The following is a 15,159-nucleotide window of genomic DNA, read 5'->3' on the forward strand; positions in this document are numbered from 1 at the left end:
GCGGGGTGATGTTGCCTTGCGGCTCAACCCCTATCCGCCCCATTACAGGGCGACATTCGCTTTCTCCACACTCTCATACCCGCACCGCCAACAACATTCCTTACGGTCTATCTGCCCAGAGGGCAGCGATACGGGCTTATCCTGTTTCACTACGTTGACAAGGAAGATTTAGATCCTGTCTCTTCGCCGGCGGCCTTGTGTCCGTGTGCTCCCACACTGTAAGGAAGCATCCAGCCGCATACCTTTTTGGTTCGAGCCTGACAGCATCTTTGGCTCGTTACGTGTCACGACGTTTATCGACAGTTTGCATCTACTGATCATGTCTCCCAGCCTAGCCTCACCCCGCATTGATGCTTGCAGTGGACGCTTTGCCTCACGGCTCTGCGCGGCCAAATGGCCTGAGTGCATTGTCCCGACAGCTTCACACAAGACCGTTGCCAGTCCTGCATGTGTCGGTAGGCTACTGATGACGGAACACCAGGTTCCCTCGCTACTTGCGTAGCTGGAACAATCAACGAAGCGACTTTCAGGTCGCACACAGCGGGCACGAGTAGTAGTAGGGGTGCATGGACTCGTCCAGCGGCTTGTAGCCCCACTGGTTGCCGCTGCGCTCCAGAAGATCGCAGCGGATGTAGCGCAGGGACTGGCCCGGTGCGAGATCACGATGCACGCCTTCGGCCCTGGCCGTCACTTCCGCGACGGACCAGAGGACGTTGCCGCGCAGCGTGTGGGCGATGACCTTCACGCTGGCGCGCTCGGTCTCCTGCGGTGCGATCAGTTCCGCGATCAGTTCAGACCGCGATTTGGGAGAGAAATACCAGCCCATGAGAGGCCTCCTGAAGAAGTAGAGCCAGAGGCCTCCCCGTGGGGAAGAACCCCCAGCGGGTGATGGAATGCAGTGCGGGCTAGGAACCGCAACCGGCCGGGCAGCAACCCAGCGTGATCCCATGCGAACAGCAGCCGTTGTCGGCGAGCCAGTCCTGGGTTTCCTGCCGCTCGGCAGGTGTTGCGTAGTCCCATTCCCGGGTCGCGATTTCCAGCGCCTGAACGCGCTGGTCATCCGGCAAGCGATTGGCTTGCGTGTCGATCTCCGAGCTGAAGAGCGTCACGTAGTGGTCGTAGGACAGGCCGCAACCGCGCTGGGCGCGTTCGGCAGCCGCCGTGCAAAGAGCCCACCACGCGGATTCATCCAGCGTGGAACAGGGTGTATCGCAAGCGATGGTGGACATGATGGAGACCTCCGAGGAAATGCCGGGGCCTCACCCCGCATGGGGAAGGAACCCCGGCGGGTGGATGAAGAACACCGCGGATGCGGCGTCTGCAATCACGCAGGTTGCAGTTCGGCCTTGCGGCTCCACTCCTGCGTCTTGAAGTCCAGCGCGTAGCCCAGTTCGCCCAGGCGGGCGATCTGCGCGCGCAGGGCGCGGCGGTCGATGGTCGAATCCAGCTTCACGGACTCGCCCAGCGGCCACAACAGGCCGAACAGCGCGGCGTCGCCATCCTCGGTGCTGCCGGGGGCAGCAGCCGCAGCAGGCGGCGCGTCCACGCCGAAGGGCGTGGTATCGACCAGCGGGTCCGCGGACGTCTGCACGGGTGCAGGTTTGGCGGCCCTGGATGCCTTGGCGGGCTTGGCCGGCGTTGCCGCAGGCTGTGTCCCTTGCTCTTCATCGAGCGGATCGACTTCCTGCGGGGCGAAGCTATGTGCTTCGGCCTTGCTCAGCTTGTCGATGCCGAAAAGTGTCATGCCGTCCAGGTTGGCGCGCATCTCGAAACGCATGCTGCCGTCGCTGATCGGATAGCCTTTGAGGAAGATGTAGCGAAGGACGAACTCCCCTTGATACTTGCCCTCGGGGTATTGCTCCAACTCCGCGTCTTTAATCGTGAACTTGCCGAGTTGGCATTCGAGCTTGCCAACATTGAACTTTCCGTTGCGGCCGTGAATGGTGCGCAGCGCGAGCTGGCCCGGGACGGTGATGGGCGTGGCCGATTTCTCGGGTGCCGATGTGACTGCCATGATGCTTCTCCTTGAGGAATAGGAAAAAGGCAAGGCCCCGTGAGGGGCCATGCCGGATCAGAACGAAGCAGCCAATGCCGGCTCCCGCTCTTCGACTTCACCGGCGGGCTCGCGCTCGGCGGGCTCGATAGGCTGGTCGGCAGCGGTGTCGGCGGCGTCCTCGGCTTCGGGCGCGGGTGCGTCCTCGGCCTGCGGCGCCTCGGCTTGCGCCTGGCTCGTCGGATAGACCTGGGTGCCGTCGATCTTGATCAGACCGATGTGGATCAGCGTCGATTCCAGACTCGCTCCCGGCTCCCCGGCGCGCTCACCCTTGGTGCGGATGTACGGATCGATCTTCATGTCGTTCAACTTGAAGGCGATCAGTACCTTGCGGTCCCCTTCGATGGCCTGCACGCACCGGCGAACCAGGTGCTCGGCTTCAGGGGTGGCGACGATGGTGTCGAAGTACCGATAGTCCGGTTCACCGACAGGCCCGGCCAGAGCCGCGACGCAGCACGACAGGAACGGATCGCCATCCTTGGGGGTGACGTCCTTCGGACGGCTGAGGTAGCCGATGCCGCGGGTGATCAGCTCGTGCTGCTTGATGGAAGCCAGTTCGGCCCGGTCAAGCGGCTCGGCCTTGAGCAGTCGCGCCTTGAGGGACGCGGCGGCTTCACCCTTGCGCTCGCCCTTGTCGCGGATGTACGCATCGCCCCACAGGTCGCCGAGGCGGAAGCGCACCAGCGGGCGCTGCTTGGGATCGTCAACGCCGATGTAGCGCTGGACGAGGTTCTTGGCCTCGGCACCCGAGACCTTGACGTCGAAGTAGCGGTAGCTGGGGTCCCTGGCGGGGCCGACCAGCGCGGCAACGGTGCATGCCAGGAAAGGCTGCGCACGGCGGCCGCCCCGGACAGGCACTTCACGGACACGCTGGATGTAGCCGATGCCCGAGGTGTGGAGGTCGAAATACGATTTCTCGTTGGACGTGGTGTTCATGGTGAATCTCCATAGGGAAGAAGCGGAGACACACCAGCCCCACGCATGCGGGGAAAGGTGCGTAACCCCGCGGTGGGTTGATAAGGCGAAAGCATCCGCCACCAGAGACTGGTGGCCGCTCGCGGATGGATGCGGTGCGAGCTGGGTCGGTCACGCAGTGGGAACTGCGCCGCAACCTCGAAGACCGATGGTTGCCTGGCATGTCGCTGACAACGTCAGCAGGCATGGGGCCAGCATGGCCGGGCCTCGCGCGCGCGGCAGCAATCAATCGGCATCCGGGCGTTTCCCTTTGTCCGCGCCGCCGGGCGCGCGCCACAGGCACTTGGGGCCGCGCAGGTGGTCGGGGGTGTCGGCGCGCGGACGGCTGGGGCGGCTCCAGGTGCCGCCGCCGCGCGTACCGACCAGCCGCCAGCCGGCAGCGCGCAGGCTGGTACCGCCTTCCTCGGGCAAGGTGTAGGTGATCAGCCGCGTGTAGCCCAGGGCCTTGGCCGCCTTCCAGGCGGCTCCGTAGAGCTTGCTGCAGGCGTTCGGTGCGCCATCGGTGCAGAGCCTGGTGACTTCGAGGGTCCAGCCGTCGTCCAGGTGACGCGCGACCGGGCGACCGACGATGGCCACGCCGCAGATGCCGTCGCTGCCGGACAGCGTGACGGCCAGGGCGAACTTCGCCCCTTGAACCGGACGGTGGTGCCGATGGTGCTCCTGCACGAAGGCATTGGCGGTGCGCAGCGACACGGGCATCAGTTGCAGCCGTGGCGAGGCCAATGCCGTGCGCACAGCATCAATCGCCGCAGAAGCAGGCGAGCGGTTCCTCGGCGGCATCGAACAGGTCGCCCTGGTCGGCAGCGAAGCGCGCCAGGTCGGCGTAGCTGGGACCATCGGCGCGAAACCGAGCCCCGCTGGGCTTGCTCGCCAGGTTCAGGGATTCCATGCGAATCCACCACACAGCGGCTTCGGGCCGGGCCTTGATGAGGGCCAGGCGCTGCCCGCGCGGCTTCAGGAAACACAGATCGCAGTTGCCTTCGAGCGTGCGGCCATTCACCGTCAGCAGGTTGAGGTCGAACGGTTGCGCCTGCCAGAAGGTGCCCACGTCGCGCACGGTGACGCCGGCATCCGCCAGCGGCATGCACATGGTTTCGGGGGTCGATTCGGTGGAGTGGCCGCGTGCGCGAATCTTGGCGACGCGCCGTTGCTCGTCGGCCTTGATGCCGATCATCTGGTCCCAGTCCGTCCAGCCCAGATGCCGCAGGTAGCGGTGCATCGGGCGGATCTTCAGGCTGGTCGTGCAGCCGCGCGCAACGGGATTGGGCAGGTACTGGCGCTTGCGTATCAGCGCCTCGAACGGTTCGCCCAGACGGCTGGCTCGCTCGAAATCGACCAGCATGAAGCCCGGCTCCATGGGCATGTATTCCAGCCAGTGAATCGGGATCTGCCAGCGTTCGGCGCAGTCGCGCACGAAGCGCAAGGTCGCTTCCACTTCCTTGCCGGTGTTGGCGAAGCAGACCACGGTGTCAGCAGGCAGGCCGCCATTGGCCTGCAACACACGCCAGAGCATGTACGCGCTGGTGCGTCCCCCGGAGAAGCTGATGCAGGTGGGTTGGGTGATCTTGAACGGGTCGTGCATGCGGTCGTCTCCGTGGGCATGTCGGCGGCAGGCCGACGAGGCAGGCCATGGCGGCCGGAGACGAACGCGCACGCGCGGCGGTGGCCGCGGTACGAAGAAAAGAAAGCCCCCGGATGGGGGCTGCGAGGGCCGCGCGGCGGTTGCTGCGCTATGCCGGGGGGACCACCTCCAGCGACAGATGCGTGGCGGTGGCGGACAGCATCAGGTCGTCCGTGCCGTGCAGGATGCGTGCGAAGACGCCTTCCTTCGGATCGAAGAACTCGCCGAAGTCGTCGCCGCCCAGTTCGGCGCGTGCCAGTTCCCACCAGTCATCGAACGGATCGGTATCCGGGTTGCAGCCGACGGCATAGGCCAACAGCTTCACCCGACCGTCCGGGCGGCGTTCCCCGCGCTCGGCGAGGAAGTACACGCCTTGATCCTTGGCGAGGATCACGCGGCCCTGGGTGGCGATCGCCTCGGCCAGCACAGGGCGCAGGTCGGAGCCTTTGAATCGCAGGGACATGGTTGAAATCTCCTGTGTGGAATGGAAAAGAAAAGGCCCTCCACCCGGATGGATGGAAGGCCCGTGGGGCTTGTGGCCGGTAGGCTTCGGCGTCAGCCGTGGTGCCGCTGGGCCTCCTGACATGGAACGAAGCGCGCATCACCGCCAGTTGAGATCGGAAGCTGCAAGCTCCCGGTCTCTTCCGCCGAGAAGCACGTCGCCTGGTCGAACGGGACCCAGCCGAACTCGTTGGACCAGAAGCCGGCGCTGTCACCGATGGCCGACTCGTTGGGCGAATACACCACCCAGCAGTCGCCGGCCTTGGACGTCATGCCGGCACTGCCTAGCGGCGGGCCGCTTTGGCGTCGATCACGCTCACGTCGATCAGGCGCCAGCGCCCGTCGTCGATGAGCCGTTCCAGCACTTCGCCGAGCATGTCGAAATACACCTCGTCGTGCCGATCGACCAGTTCGCCGTTGCGGTGCAGTTCCACCGCGTAGGTGTCCGCGCCGCGGTCGTAGAGGATCGTCACCCGGCCCTCGAACTTCGCGGTCGAGACCGTGAAGCTGATCGCCGGCGGCGTCTCGATGATCTTGGAGGGCGTGGGGTCGACCCAGGTGAAGTCGCGAGCGCCGGCATCCACCAGCATGTGGGTGATGCGCCGGAAGCGATCAGGGGCCGGCATCTCCTCCAACTGCTCGATGAGCTGGCCCAACTCCATGCACTGCGGCTTGGGAACGGGCAGCTTGGCCGGCGCGGAGCCGAGGATGTGCCTCGTGATGGTGTACGGCGTGCCATCCGAAGTCTTCTCGGTGATGACCTCCGGGGTGTCCGCGCGCAGGCCGTCGAAACGACGACGGGCATAGGGTTGGACATGCACCTTGGCGCCCTCGGTGGGAATCGTGGTCACCAGGTTGGGATCGAGCACCGCAAACTCGGAAGGCTTGAGCTTGACGACGATGGCATCGTCGTTGGCCGCGACCACCTTGCCGTCGACTTGAACGACCGCACGTTGCGGGGCACATGGCCTGCGACAAGCGAAGGCATCAGGGTCTTGATGAGAGAGCGATCCATGGGAATCTCCTTGAGGAAGAACAAGGGATTCCCCGCCCACAAGGGAGAGGTCCCTTGTGGGTGGATGGACGCAGTACGTCCGTAGGAAGAAACGACCAGCACGGTTTCCCGCGCTTGCAGCCTCGAAGGTCTTGGCTGCCTGGGCATGTGTCGGCAGCGTCGACGAACATGGGGCAAGGATGGCCTTGGAGTGAGCGGCCCGCCCGCAGGAAACCGCACCGCGCCGTATCCGCTTTCCTTCGCTGCGGGCAAGAAAAAGCCCCTCGAAAGGGGCTTGGGGGCGTCAGGCTTCGTAAACGAAGTAGTGCTCGCGCTGACGCGGGAAGAAGACATGCTTCCATGTATCGCCGCTGGTGTTGCCACCGTCGAACACGACCATTTCGTAGTCGTCCACGTCGGTGTCCACCAGATCGGCGCTGGCGATATGGCGCATGTGCAGCGTGCCACGCATGCGCTCGAATACCAGGATCTGGCCGATGGCGTCGTCCTGGCTCATGGCATTGACGCAGGCTCCAAACTGGTGCTCGAAGTCGAGCGCGGGCGAGATGAGGTCGGGGAACATGAGGGTGCTCCTGTGAAAATGAACCAGCCCGGCTCCGGGCAGGAGACGGGCTGGTATGGGGGAGAAAGAGGAAGGATGGCGCGTCGCGCGGCTGCTAGGACTCGGCCAGCGGCAGGCCCGGTAGCACGGAAGCGTCGGTGTCGAGGATCAGGATGCGCACGTCGGCCTGGCCAGCCAGTTCAAGGATGTTCGCCAGGTCGTCCGGCATGCCCTTGTTCCGGTGCTCCTGCTGAAGCTGCTCGGCGGTGATGCCCTCGACATGCTCCAGGTTCTGGTCCGTCCAGGGCGTGGAGATCAGCTTGATGCCGATCGCCGGGCTGTACGGAACCCGGAACGCGATGAACAGGAAAGCCTCCGGCGTGGCGAGGTCTGCCAGGTTGGCGAGGTAGTGCCAGGTATCGACGGTGATGTGCTCACGACTGATTTCCCAGGCCCGGCTGAAATACCCGGTCTCGAAACTCAGGCGCTGCACGACTTCCCGCGCGGCCTCGGCCGAATAGGTGTCACCGACGTGGACCGGACGGCCGTCGAAGTCGTCGCCATGGATGGCATAGACCACGGCGCCGATCACGCCTTGGCCGCTGACGCCTTCACCGGCATCGCATTCGGCCAGCACCTCGGCACTCACGGGGTCGGGACCATCGTTGACCACGGCGAAGTTGCTGGTGACGATGCAGGACGATGAAACCAGCTCCTCGTCAGAGAGGTGTTCTTGGCTCGCGTGAATGTTTCGCCAGACATGCGGGCTTCCGTCCTCGTAGCTGATGCACAGCGTTCGGACGATTTTCAGATTCCAGTAGCCGCGGAGAAAGGGATTGGGTTTCTGGGACATGGGAACTCTCCAGATTGAATAATGGAGCCAATCCCCGCCACCGGGAATTGGACCCGGTGGGTTGAAAGTGGAAAATGCGTCAGGCGGCGCTGATCCTCGGCGTCTGGGCCAATCGTTCGGCGACGCGATGGCGCACGTTCAGGCGGAAATGCTCGTCGCTGATGCCCGCGAGCAGGTTGGCGGCCTCCAGCGCGATCAACGCCGAGGCCTCTTCGATGTCGGTGGCCACGATGCTTTTGCGCAGTTGGTCGCCGAGTTGGAGCGCCTGCGAGGACGTTCTGAAGACCTGGGCCTCGCGGCTCAGGTAGCAGCCGTTGCCGCCGAACTCGAACAGCCTTGGCTTGCTGCAATACCAGCAGCCCTCGAACTGGATGGCGGTCAGGTGGTGGCCGTCATCGAAGCGGGAAGCGATCAGAAGCAAGGCTTCCAGGTCGGCGCTGTCCTCGAATTGGTGGTGCTCGATCAGGTTCTCCAGCTCCCCGTCCTGGTCAGCGCCGAAGTGCGCGGCCAGCCGTTCAAGCAGAGGCGGAATCGACAACTCTTCGTCGTCGGGCATGGGGATGCCGAGTTGTGCGGCCAGGTTTTCCAGACCGTCCAGCACATCTGTCCATCGCGGATCATTCGTCTCGGCGATCTGGGCGATGTAGGCCTGCCCATTGCCGGGATGGTGTTCGTCCAGCCTGAAAGCACCGAACAGTGCCTTGATGACGGGAGTAACGTGGTCGAGCACGAGAACGCCTGTGCCTTCGTAGTAGTTGTTTGCCATGCTGGCTCCTTTCGGGGAAGTGAGCGGAGCCAGCCCATGCGGACGATGGCATCCGCAGGGAATAGCCCAAGGCCGTTGGCGCCGGGCGATGGGGAAAAAAAATTGAGGGACGTGGCCTTGTGGGCGCATGTCCCTCACGGGGGATCGAGAGGACGGTGGCGTGCCGGAGACCGGCTCACCAGCCGTTGTAGTTCACCAGCAGGTCGGCGATGACCTTGCGGCGTTCCAGATCGAGACCATCGAAGTCCGACAGCCCGTGGAAGTGGCAGCGCTTGAGCATGGCACCGCCCTCGCGTGCGTTGTAGAAGCTGACCATGGCAGACAGGAACATGCGTTCCCCGCTGCTCAGGACGCCGAGGGCATCGTTGAGCCGCAGCATGTCGGGACGCAAATCCCACTTGGTGTTGGCCTGGTTCAGGCCTTCACGGGTGCCGTCGCCGAACCACTCGGGACCAGCAATCTCGACACCGCGCTTCCAGGCCTCGAAGAAGGCTTGGGGCGCGGCAGCGAAATGCTGCTCTTCCCGCATGATCTGATCGACGACTTCCCGCGGCAGTAGCTGGTTCATGACGTGATTTCTCCAGTTGGATCAGGGAATGGCGAGCTGGGACCAGCTGCCTCTTTCGAGGGCGCGTTGAGCCGCGGCATAGCTGCGGAAGTACTCGCGGGATTCCCGCGAAACGGGACCTTCGGTATCGCGCGTGCCGATGTAGTGGCCGGCGGCGCTTTGCAGGACTTCGAGCGGCAGGAACTTGCCGCAGTAGGTCCGGGCCAGCTGGCCGAAAGAGGCTTGCTGGGACATGGACGGGCTCCTTGGAAAAGCGGGGCCTTGTCCCTCACGGGATGGCAGCTCCCGCACGCGGTTGAAGAAAGTGCATCGGCGTCACGGGGACGCGCGTCCGCGGACTTGATGCGATGCGGACTGGTGGGTAGCGCGGAGAGAACCCCGCGGCAGCCTGGAACCCTGGCTGCTGGCATGTGCTGACGAATCAGCGAACATGCAGGCAGCTTCGTGCGAGGGCTGCGCCGCGTCAGTTGGAAAACGGCATTCGGCCCAGCCCCGATTGATGGGCGCGGAGAAAAGAAAAGCCCCGCATCGAGTGCGGGACTGTCATGACGGTGCGGTGAGGCTGGATCAGCGGGGCTTGTCGCCCAGGACATGCTGCTTCCAGGTGGCGAAAGCCTCGTCTGCTGGCAACTCGGCCAGGATGACGATGGGCTGGTCCTGTCGGCTGCGCAGCTTTGCGAAATACGCTGCGCGGTCGGCAATGGCCTTGAGCTTGATGCCCTTGAGGAACAACAGCCTGCCGTCCTTGATGAACAGCACCTTGTTCCCGATGTCGCGGTTGAACGCGGTGCGCAGCTTGCGCTCCGCGTGCATGGCATCGGCCAGCTCGTCCACGAGGAAGTCGAGCGCCATGTCGATGAGAAGCGGCTCGTCGTCCTCGCGTTCGACGTCGAGCGATGCCGGCGGCAGGCTCTTGGCGAATTCCTCGGCCTGGGCCAGCAGCGCGGCCTGGCCTTGCAACGCGCGCACGAACGTCGAGCCGCCGTGTCCATCGTTGCGGGCTTCGGCGATGGGCCTGCCGTTGAACACGACGGTGGCGGTGAAGCACAGCGTTTCCTCGCTCGCGAAATCCGCGACCTTGAGGTTCTTGAGCGTGATGCGGTCTTGTCGGGTGATGGTGTCCATGGAAAGTCCTGATATCGACCGGGTTGACGACACGCCCCTGACGGGACGCGCATACATCCCGTGGGTTGGAGGAAGGTGGCATCGATGCCCGGTGGGCAGCGTTCGCCGGTGAGAAGCCGGGGCGAACTGGCGGGTGGCGGGGGCGGAACCCACGGCAGCCTTGACACCCTGGCTGCTGGCTGCTGCCGACACGTCGGCAATGCAGGAGGGAGAATCGCGCGGCCCGCGGGCTGCGTCGCCGATCAATCCGAAGCGGTCGAGTCCGTCTTTTGCAGGCACTGCACCAGCCGGTGGCCCAGCCATGCCATGCACGGAACGGCCATGGAGTTGCCGATCGCCTTGTAGCGCGGGGCGTCTGCCGCAGGCTTGCCGCGGTACAGGATCAGCGTGTAGTCGTCGGGCATTCCTTGCAGCCGCTCGCATTCCACAGGCATCAGCCGCCGCACCCGCCATTGCGACCAATCTCCGGGGCTGGGGTCGTTCCAGTCGTATCGGAAATGCGCCTCAAAGTCGGGGGCCAGCACGTGGGGCTTGTCCGCGCCACCAGCTCTGGTGCGCAGCACCGCCGCTACGCCGCCGCCCAGCTCGGCGGCAAGACCATGCTGCCGGCCCCTCAGGGCAACGCAGGCCACCATCGGCACCCCGTAGCCCGGCTTGCCGTTGGACAGGATGGTGCAAGCCACCTGTCCATGGCCCGACTCGAAGCGCACTTCACCGCGGTTGTTCTGCGCAAAGGCGATGGCGGGCACAACACCGGCGTTCGCACGGCTGTTGCGATGCCCGCCGGCACGCAGCGTCGGCGTCAGGTCGATCGTGGCATCCGCGCCGCTGCCCTGGGCGGTGAAGGCGATGATCGGCACGCCCTTGCCCGTACCGTCCTCGCTGCTGCCCTTGCCATTGTTGGCCGTGTCGAGGGTATGGGCGATGCTGCCGGCGATGGACTGCACCATGAACGTCTCGGTGCGGATGTCGTGCTTGGGGCCAGCGGCCATCAGGCAGGCGGCCACATCGACGGGGCCGGTGCCGCCACTAAATCCGAACGTCGTCGTGACCTTCCCGTAAGGCTGCTTCAGACCTGCATATCCGCTTGCTGCTTCAGTACCCGATCCAGCAGCACGGGCAGCTTCTTGCCACGGCGCGCTGCCCGCAGAAGAATCCCCGAGCAGGCCTGCGCGCTCAAAAAGTACTTCGGCGGGATCGAGGTCATCACCACCACATGCCACAAGAAACACGCGCTTGCGGCGTTGGGCGACACCGAAATATTGAGCGTCGAGCACGCGCCAGGCGATGCGGCGGTGGGGTCCAGACACACAACCAGCGTGCGCCCATTTTTCCCCTGGCGGTTCGAGCGCACGGCCTTCTCCGGCCAGTGCGCCCAGGAAATGCCCGAAGGCATTGCTGCGGTCGTTGAGGACGCCGGGGACGTTTTCCCAGACGAGCGTTGCCGGCGGGCGGCGGTCTTGGTGGCGGGTTTGGTCGATGGCATTGGCAAGCTCCACATAGGCAAGGGTCAAGGCACCGCGCGGGTCGTTCAGCCCCTGGCGTGCGCCGGCCACGCTGAACGACTGGCACGGCGTGCCGCCGACCAGGATGTCGGGCGCCGGCACGGTGCCGGCGCGCACCTGGCGGGCGATCGCAGTCATGTCGCCCAGGTTGGGCACGTGGGGGTAACGGTGGGCGAGCACGGCGCTCGGGAACGGTTCGATCTCGGCGAACCACGCGGCTTCGAGGCCGAGGGGTTGCCAGGCGAGGCTCACGGCCTCGATGCCGCTGCACACGCTGCCGTACAGCAGTGGCGCGGCCTGGGGCGCACCGCGGAGGGTGCGAGGTTGCGGGTTCATGTCGGGTCTCCTGTTCGTGTGGCCCGGGGCGGGCCGGGACGTTGATTGGCAGGAGAAAGGCGCCGAAGGCCTTGCGGCCTTCGGCTCGGGAGGACAGAACCACCCGTGGGCTGGTGCAGGCCCGGTCGTCGCTAGAACCGTCTGCTCATCAGCAATCACACCCGGCGCATGTCGTGGTTCGCGCCGGCATCTTCTGGCGCACATCCGCGCACAAAGGGAGCCCGTTTTTGCGCCGGCGGGCACCGGCACCGAATACCGCTGACCACGAAGGGTCTCCGGGTGGCTCGCGCAGCCTGGCAAGCCATCGGGGGACCCTTCGCAGAAGCGGGAGACATGCAGATCAGCAGAACGCGCGGGAGGCGGTTCGCGGAGAAGCTACCTTCAGGTCCCGCGGCCGGGGACGGCTGGGCGGGACGCGCACACGGATCGAGAAGGCGTTGCGCGCTGGGCGTCCCGCAGGGCGTGCGGGACACGGGCCACGCCGCCGACGGCGGACACGGCTCACGGGGAACGGAGTCGGTCAGGAGCCTTGGCGGCCGCTACTGCGCGGGCGCGAGGCACCGCGCTTGGACGTGCCGGATTCGACCGGCAGCGTGCCTTTGCAGTCGGGATAGCGACTGCACGACCAGAACGGGCCGCTCTTGCCGGTGCGCTGGCGCGTGGGTGCGCCGCACTGCGGACAAGCCGGCCCTCGGGGAACCTTGATGGACAGGGATGTGCTGCCGTACTGCGCGGTCAACTGGGAAATCCATGCGGCCTGCTTGCCGATGAACACGTCCAGGGTGAGCTGGCCGGCCTCGATCATGTCGAGCGCCTGCTCCCATACGGCGGTCGTACCGGGGTCAGCTATCGCGGTGGGCACGGCGTCGATCAGCGTGAATGCCGCATCGGATGCGCGGATGGAGCGTCCCTTCTTCACGATGTAGCCGCGGGCGATCAGCCCGCTGATGATGTTGGCCCGCGTCGCCTCGGTGCCGATGCCGGTTGTGTCCTTCAGCTTCTGCTTCAGGCGCGGGTCGGTCACGAAGCGCGCAACACCTTTCATCGACTTGACCAGTTCGCCCTGGGTGTAGGGCTTGGGTGGCATCGTCTTGAGCGCCTTGATCTCGACCTCGGCCACCTGGCACGCCAGGCCCTCGCGCAGCGCGGGGAGTACCTGGCTGCGCGCCGCGGCGTCGCCGTCCTCGCCCGCGCCAGCCTCGCGTTCGGGCTCGGCCAGCACCAGGCGCCAGCCCATGACGACGACCTGCTTGCCTGTCGCTGTCAGCTTCTGCTGGCCGCAGGAAAGCTCGGCCACCGTGCGGTCGAATTCATGGTGAGGAAGGAATTGAGCCAGATAGTGAGCCCGGATCAGCCGGTACACCGCCAGTTCCTTCTCGCTCATGGCGGAGAGGTTCGCCGGTTCGAGCGTCGGGATGATGCCGTGGTGCGCCGTGACCTTGCCGTCGTTCCAGGCGCGCGAGCGCTGAGAGCGGTCGAGCTGGCCCATGATCGGGCGCAACGAGAGATCGGTCTTGAGCAGGCTGTCCAGAACAGTCGGTACTTCCGCGAACATGCTTTCGGGCAGGTAGCCGGAATCGGAACGCGGGTATGTCGTGGCCTTGTGCGTCTCGTACAGGGCCTGGGCAATCTCCAGGGTTTCCTGCACGTCCAGCCCAAGCTGCTTGGAGCACACCTCCTGCAAGGTGCCCAGGTCGAACAGTAGCGGCGGGCCTTCGCGCACGCGCTCGGTCTCGACCGAGACCACCTCGACGCTGCCCGCGGTGCGGATCTGCTGCGCGGCCTGCTGTGCGACGGGCTGCTGCAGGCAGCGGCCGGCGTCGTCGGTGCAAGCATCGGGGGCAACCCACTGCGCGGTGAAGGACTGGCCGCCTGTGGACAGGGACACGTCGATGGCCCAAAACGGCACCGACTTGAAAGCCGCGATCTCGCGGTCGCGGTCCACAACGAGCTTGAGCGTCGGGGTCTGTACGCGGCCGACCGACAGCACGCCGTCGTAGCCCGCCTGTCGCCCCAGCACCGTGAACAGCCGACTCAGGTTCATACCCACGAGCCAATCCGCACGGGAGCGCGCCAGCGCCGAGTGGTACATCGGAAGCGTCTCGGCCGAGGACCGCAGCTTGCCGAGGGCGGCGCGGATCGACGCATCGTTCAGCGCCGACAACCACAGCCGCTCGATGGGCCCGCGGTAGCCGCACAGGTCGATGATTTCGCGAGCGATCAACTCGCCTTCGCGGTCGGCATCGGTGGCGATGACAAGCTGGGTCGCCTTCGCCAGGAGCGTTTTGACGACCTTGAATTGCGCGGCGGTCTTCGGTTTGATCTCGACCCGCCAATGCTGCGGAATGATGGGCAACTGCTCGATGGACCAGCGCTTGAGCTGCTCGTCGTAGGCTTCCGGTGCTGCCGCCTCTACGAGATGGCCGATGCACCAGGTGACCGTGACGCCGGAACCGTTGAGGCAACCTTCACCGCGTTGCGTGGCGCCGAGAATCCGGCCGATGTCTTTGCCCTGGGAGGGCTTCTCGCAAAGAAACAGCCGCATGTCCGTCCATCCGATTCCTGTTGTTCATGAGTTGCTGGAATCGAGGATGCCGAGCGCCGCCCCTGGCAGCAGCAAACAAGCCGCATGCGGTGGCGACCGCTTTTACGCCGATGAAATGGCGCTTGCGGGGACGGCGCGTGGCCAGAAGTGTGCGGGCCGGGAGCCGCGATTTCCGGGAGCGCGTGGAAGTCGGTGGACGTTGGTGGAGCTATCCCCTGGGGATAGTTCGCAGCGCATGGAGGACGGCGAAGCACTGTGGCAGCCGCCCTCCATGCCGGATCACTTCCTGCGCTTGGTCTCTTTCGGCACCGTTGATTCCTGGGTGGCCTGGGGCTTCGGCTCTGCCTCCTGTGGCTTCGGACTGAGGGCCACGGACTCGATGCGGTACGGCAGGATGCCGACACTGCGCGCGTTGACCTGCCAGGTCTCGCGCGGCTGATCTTCGTTGTCCGTCCAGGGATCGCGCTCCATGCGGCCGATGACCAGCACCCGCATGCCCTTCTGGTAGAGCTGCTGCCAGCGGTCGGCGTCGTGGTGCCAGAGTTCCACCGGCGCCCAGAAGCCGCCGCGGTCCTCGAACTCACCGCCCTTGGTGGGGACGGGGTTGTCGAAGTACACGTTCAACCGGAGCAACCGGCGAGGATCGTCATTGCCGTTGGGGAATTCGCGGTACTCGGGCGGCGAGCCGATGTTGCCCTCGCCGATGAAATGGGTGCTCATGGTGCAATCTCCGTGGTGGTTGAAATTCCCGTGCC

General features: G+C 65.3%; 17 protein-coding genes and 1 pseudogene. All 18 read right to left on the reverse strand.

What is annotated here, in order from left to right; translation table 11 throughout:
- Window positions 1-526: 526 nt before the first annotated feature.
- The 18 genes and pseudogenes from ACIPR8_RS19525 to ACIPR8_RS19610 all read right to left on the reverse strand — a co-directional run bounded on the left by ACIPR8_RS19525 (window position 527) and on the right by ACIPR8_RS19610 (window position 15,124).
- Complete coding sequence (locus tag ACIPR8_RS19525) at window positions 527-826, reverse strand: hypothetical protein (protein ID WP_446542102.1); 300 nt, start codon at window positions 824-826, stop codon at window positions 527-529.
- 79 nt (window positions 827-905) lie between these two features.
- On the reverse strand, window positions 906-1,229 hold the full coding sequence (locus ACIPR8_RS19530; protein ID WP_446542103.1) for a hypothetical protein: 324 nt from the start codon (window positions 1,227-1,229) through the stop codon (window positions 906-908).
- Between the two features lie 95 nt (window positions 1,230-1,324).
- Entirely contained in the window at window positions 1,325-2,014 is a 690-nt protein-coding gene (locus ACIPR8_RS19535) for a DUF3275 family protein (protein ID WP_446542104.1), read from the reverse strand.
- Between the two features lie 57 nt (window positions 2,015-2,071).
- Entirely contained in the window at window positions 2,072-2,989 is a 918-nt protein-coding gene (locus tag ACIPR8_RS19540) for a DUF3577 domain-containing protein (protein WP_446542105.1), read from the reverse strand.
- A 264-nt stretch (window positions 2,990-3,253) separates the two neighbouring features.
- Window positions 3,254-3,763, reverse strand: coding sequence for an XF1762 family protein (locus ACIPR8_RS19545; protein ID WP_446542106.1), 510 nt, complete (start codon window positions 3,761-3,763; stop codon window positions 3,254-3,256).
- Window positions 3,764-3,767: 4 nt separating this feature from the next.
- Entirely contained in the window at window positions 3,768-4,610 is an 843-nt protein-coding gene (locus tag ACIPR8_RS19550) for a phosphoadenosine phosphosulfate reductase domain-containing protein (protein WP_446542107.1), read from the reverse strand.
- 148 nt (window positions 4,611-4,758) lie between these two features.
- A complete protein-coding gene (locus ACIPR8_RS19555) occupies window positions 4,759-5,112 on the reverse strand; it encodes a DUF3085 domain-containing protein (protein ID WP_446542108.1) in 354 nt (117 codons plus the stop codon).
- A 92-nt stretch (window positions 5,113-5,204) separates the two neighbouring features.
- Window positions 5,205-5,423 carry a hypothetical protein gene (locus ACIPR8_RS19560; RefSeq protein WP_446542109.1) on the reverse strand — a complete coding sequence of 73 codons (219 nt, stop codon included), beginning with the start codon at window positions 5,421-5,423 and terminating at the stop codon, window positions 5,205-5,207.
- An 11-nt stretch (window positions 5,424-5,434) separates the two neighbouring features.
- Window positions 5,435-6,165, reverse strand: a pseudogene (locus ACIPR8_RS19565) (GTPase).
- Window positions 6,166-6,448: 283 nt separating this feature from the next.
- Window positions 6,449-6,727 carry a uridylate kinase gene (locus ACIPR8_RS19570; protein WP_446542110.1) on the reverse strand — a complete coding sequence of 93 codons (279 nt, stop codon included), beginning with the start codon at window positions 6,725-6,727 and terminating at the stop codon, window positions 6,449-6,451.
- Between the two features lie 94 nt (window positions 6,728-6,821).
- The gene (locus ACIPR8_RS19575) at window positions 6,822-7,559 is read right to left on the reverse strand and encodes a DUF5983 family protein (RefSeq protein WP_446542111.1); all 738 of its coding nucleotides are present in this window, start codon (window positions 7,557-7,559) and stop codon (window positions 6,822-6,824) included.
- A 79-nt stretch (window positions 7,560-7,638) separates the two neighbouring features.
- Window positions 7,639-8,325 (reverse strand): hypothetical protein, encoded by a 687-nt coding sequence (locus tag ACIPR8_RS19580; RefSeq protein WP_446542112.1) that lies wholly within the window; start codon window positions 8,323-8,325, stop codon window positions 7,639-7,641.
- A gap of 175 nt (window positions 8,326-8,500) precedes the next feature.
- Window positions 8,501-8,893: a hypothetical protein gene (locus tag ACIPR8_RS19585; protein WP_446542113.1), complete on the reverse strand. Its 393-nt coding sequence runs from the start codon at window positions 8,891-8,893 to the stop codon at window positions 8,501-8,503.
- A 21-nt stretch (window positions 8,894-8,914) separates the two neighbouring features.
- On the reverse strand, window positions 8,915-9,127 hold the full coding sequence (locus ACIPR8_RS19590) for a hypothetical protein (RefSeq protein ID WP_446542114.1): 213 nt from the start codon (window positions 9,125-9,127) through the stop codon (window positions 8,915-8,917).
- A gap of 333 nt (window positions 9,128-9,460) precedes the next feature.
- The gene (locus ACIPR8_RS19595) at window positions 9,461-10,297 is read right to left on the reverse strand and encodes a hypothetical protein (RefSeq protein ID WP_446542115.1); all 837 of its coding nucleotides are present in this window, start codon (window positions 10,295-10,297) and stop codon (window positions 9,461-9,463) included.
- Window positions 10,261-11,859: a DNA cytosine methyltransferase gene (locus ACIPR8_RS19600; protein ID WP_446542116.1), complete on the reverse strand. Its 1,599-nt coding sequence runs from the start codon at window positions 11,857-11,859 to the stop codon at window positions 10,261-10,263. Before ACIPR8_RS19600 ends, ACIPR8_RS19595 begins: the two co-directional genes overlap by 37 nt.
- 520 nt (window positions 11,860-12,379) lie before the next feature.
- Window positions 12,380-14,404 (reverse strand): DNA topoisomerase III, encoded by a 2,025-nt coding sequence (locus ACIPR8_RS19605; protein WP_446542117.1) that lies wholly within the window; start codon window positions 14,402-14,404, stop codon window positions 12,380-12,382.
- Window positions 14,405-14,683: 279 nt separating this feature from the next.
- Window positions 14,684-15,124 (reverse strand): single-stranded DNA-binding protein, encoded by a 441-nt coding sequence (locus tag ACIPR8_RS19610; protein ID WP_446542118.1) that lies wholly within the window; start codon window positions 15,122-15,124, stop codon window positions 14,684-14,686.
- Window positions 15,125-15,159: the final 35 nt, after the last annotated feature.

It is taken from the genome of Stenotrophomonas sp. LARHCG68 (genome assembly GCF_052871705.1).

Excerpts from the sequence above, each read along its gene's own strand:
- ACIPR8_RS19525 (WP_446542102.1), bottom strand. The coding sequence starts at position 826 with ATGGGCTGGTATTTCTCTCCCAAATCGCGGTCTGAACTGATCGCGGAA.
- ACIPR8_RS19530 (WP_446542103.1), bottom strand. The coding sequence starts at position 1,229 with ATGTCCACCATCGCTTGCGATACACCCTGTTCCACGCTGGATGAATCC.
- ACIPR8_RS19535 (WP_446542104.1), bottom strand. The coding sequence starts at position 2,014 with ATGGCAGTCACATCGGCACCCGAGAAATCGGCCACGCCCATCACCGTC.
- ACIPR8_RS19540 (WP_446542105.1), bottom strand. The coding sequence starts at position 2,989 with ATGAACACCACGTCCAACGAGAAATCGTATTTCGACCTCCACACCTCG.
- ACIPR8_RS19550 (WP_446542107.1), bottom strand. The coding sequence starts at position 4,610 with ATGCACGACCCGTTCAAGATCACCCAACCCACCTGCATCAGCTTCTCC.
- ACIPR8_RS19555 (WP_446542108.1), bottom strand. The coding sequence starts at position 5,112 with ATGTCCCTGCGATTCAAAGGCTCCGACCTGCGCCCTGTGCTGGCCGAG.
- ACIPR8_RS19560 (WP_446542109.1), bottom strand. The coding sequence starts at position 5,423 with ATGACGTCCAAGGCCGGCGACTGCTGGGTGGTGTATTCGCCCAACGAG.
- ACIPR8_RS19570 (WP_446542110.1), bottom strand. The coding sequence starts at position 6,727 with ATGTTCCCCGACCTCATCTCGCCCGCGCTCGACTTCGAGCACCAGTTT.
- ACIPR8_RS19575 (WP_446542111.1), bottom strand. The coding sequence starts at position 7,559 with ATGTCCCAGAAACCCAATCCCTTTCTCCGCGGCTACTGGAATCTGAAA.
- ACIPR8_RS19580 (WP_446542112.1), bottom strand. The coding sequence starts at position 8,325 with ATGGCAAACAACTACTACGAAGGCACAGGCGTTCTCGTGCTCGACCAC.
- ACIPR8_RS19585 (WP_446542113.1), bottom strand. The coding sequence starts at position 8,893 with ATGAACCAGCTACTGCCGCGGGAAGTCGTCGATCAGATCATGCGGGAA.
- ACIPR8_RS19590 (WP_446542114.1), bottom strand. The coding sequence starts at position 9,127 with ATGTCCCAGCAAGCCTCTTTCGGCCAGCTGGCCCGGACCTACTGCGGC.
- ACIPR8_RS19600 (WP_446542116.1), bottom strand. The coding sequence starts at position 11,859 with ATGAACCCGCAACCTCGCACCCTCCGCGGTGCGCCCCAGGCCGCGCCA.
- ACIPR8_RS19605 (WP_446542117.1), bottom strand. The coding sequence starts at position 14,404 with ATGCGGCTGTTTCTTTGCGAGAAGCCCTCCCAGGGCAAAGACATCGGC.
- ACIPR8_RS19610 (WP_446542118.1), bottom strand. The coding sequence starts at position 15,124 with ATGAGCACCCATTTCATCGGCGAGGGCAACATCGGCTCGCCGCCCGAG.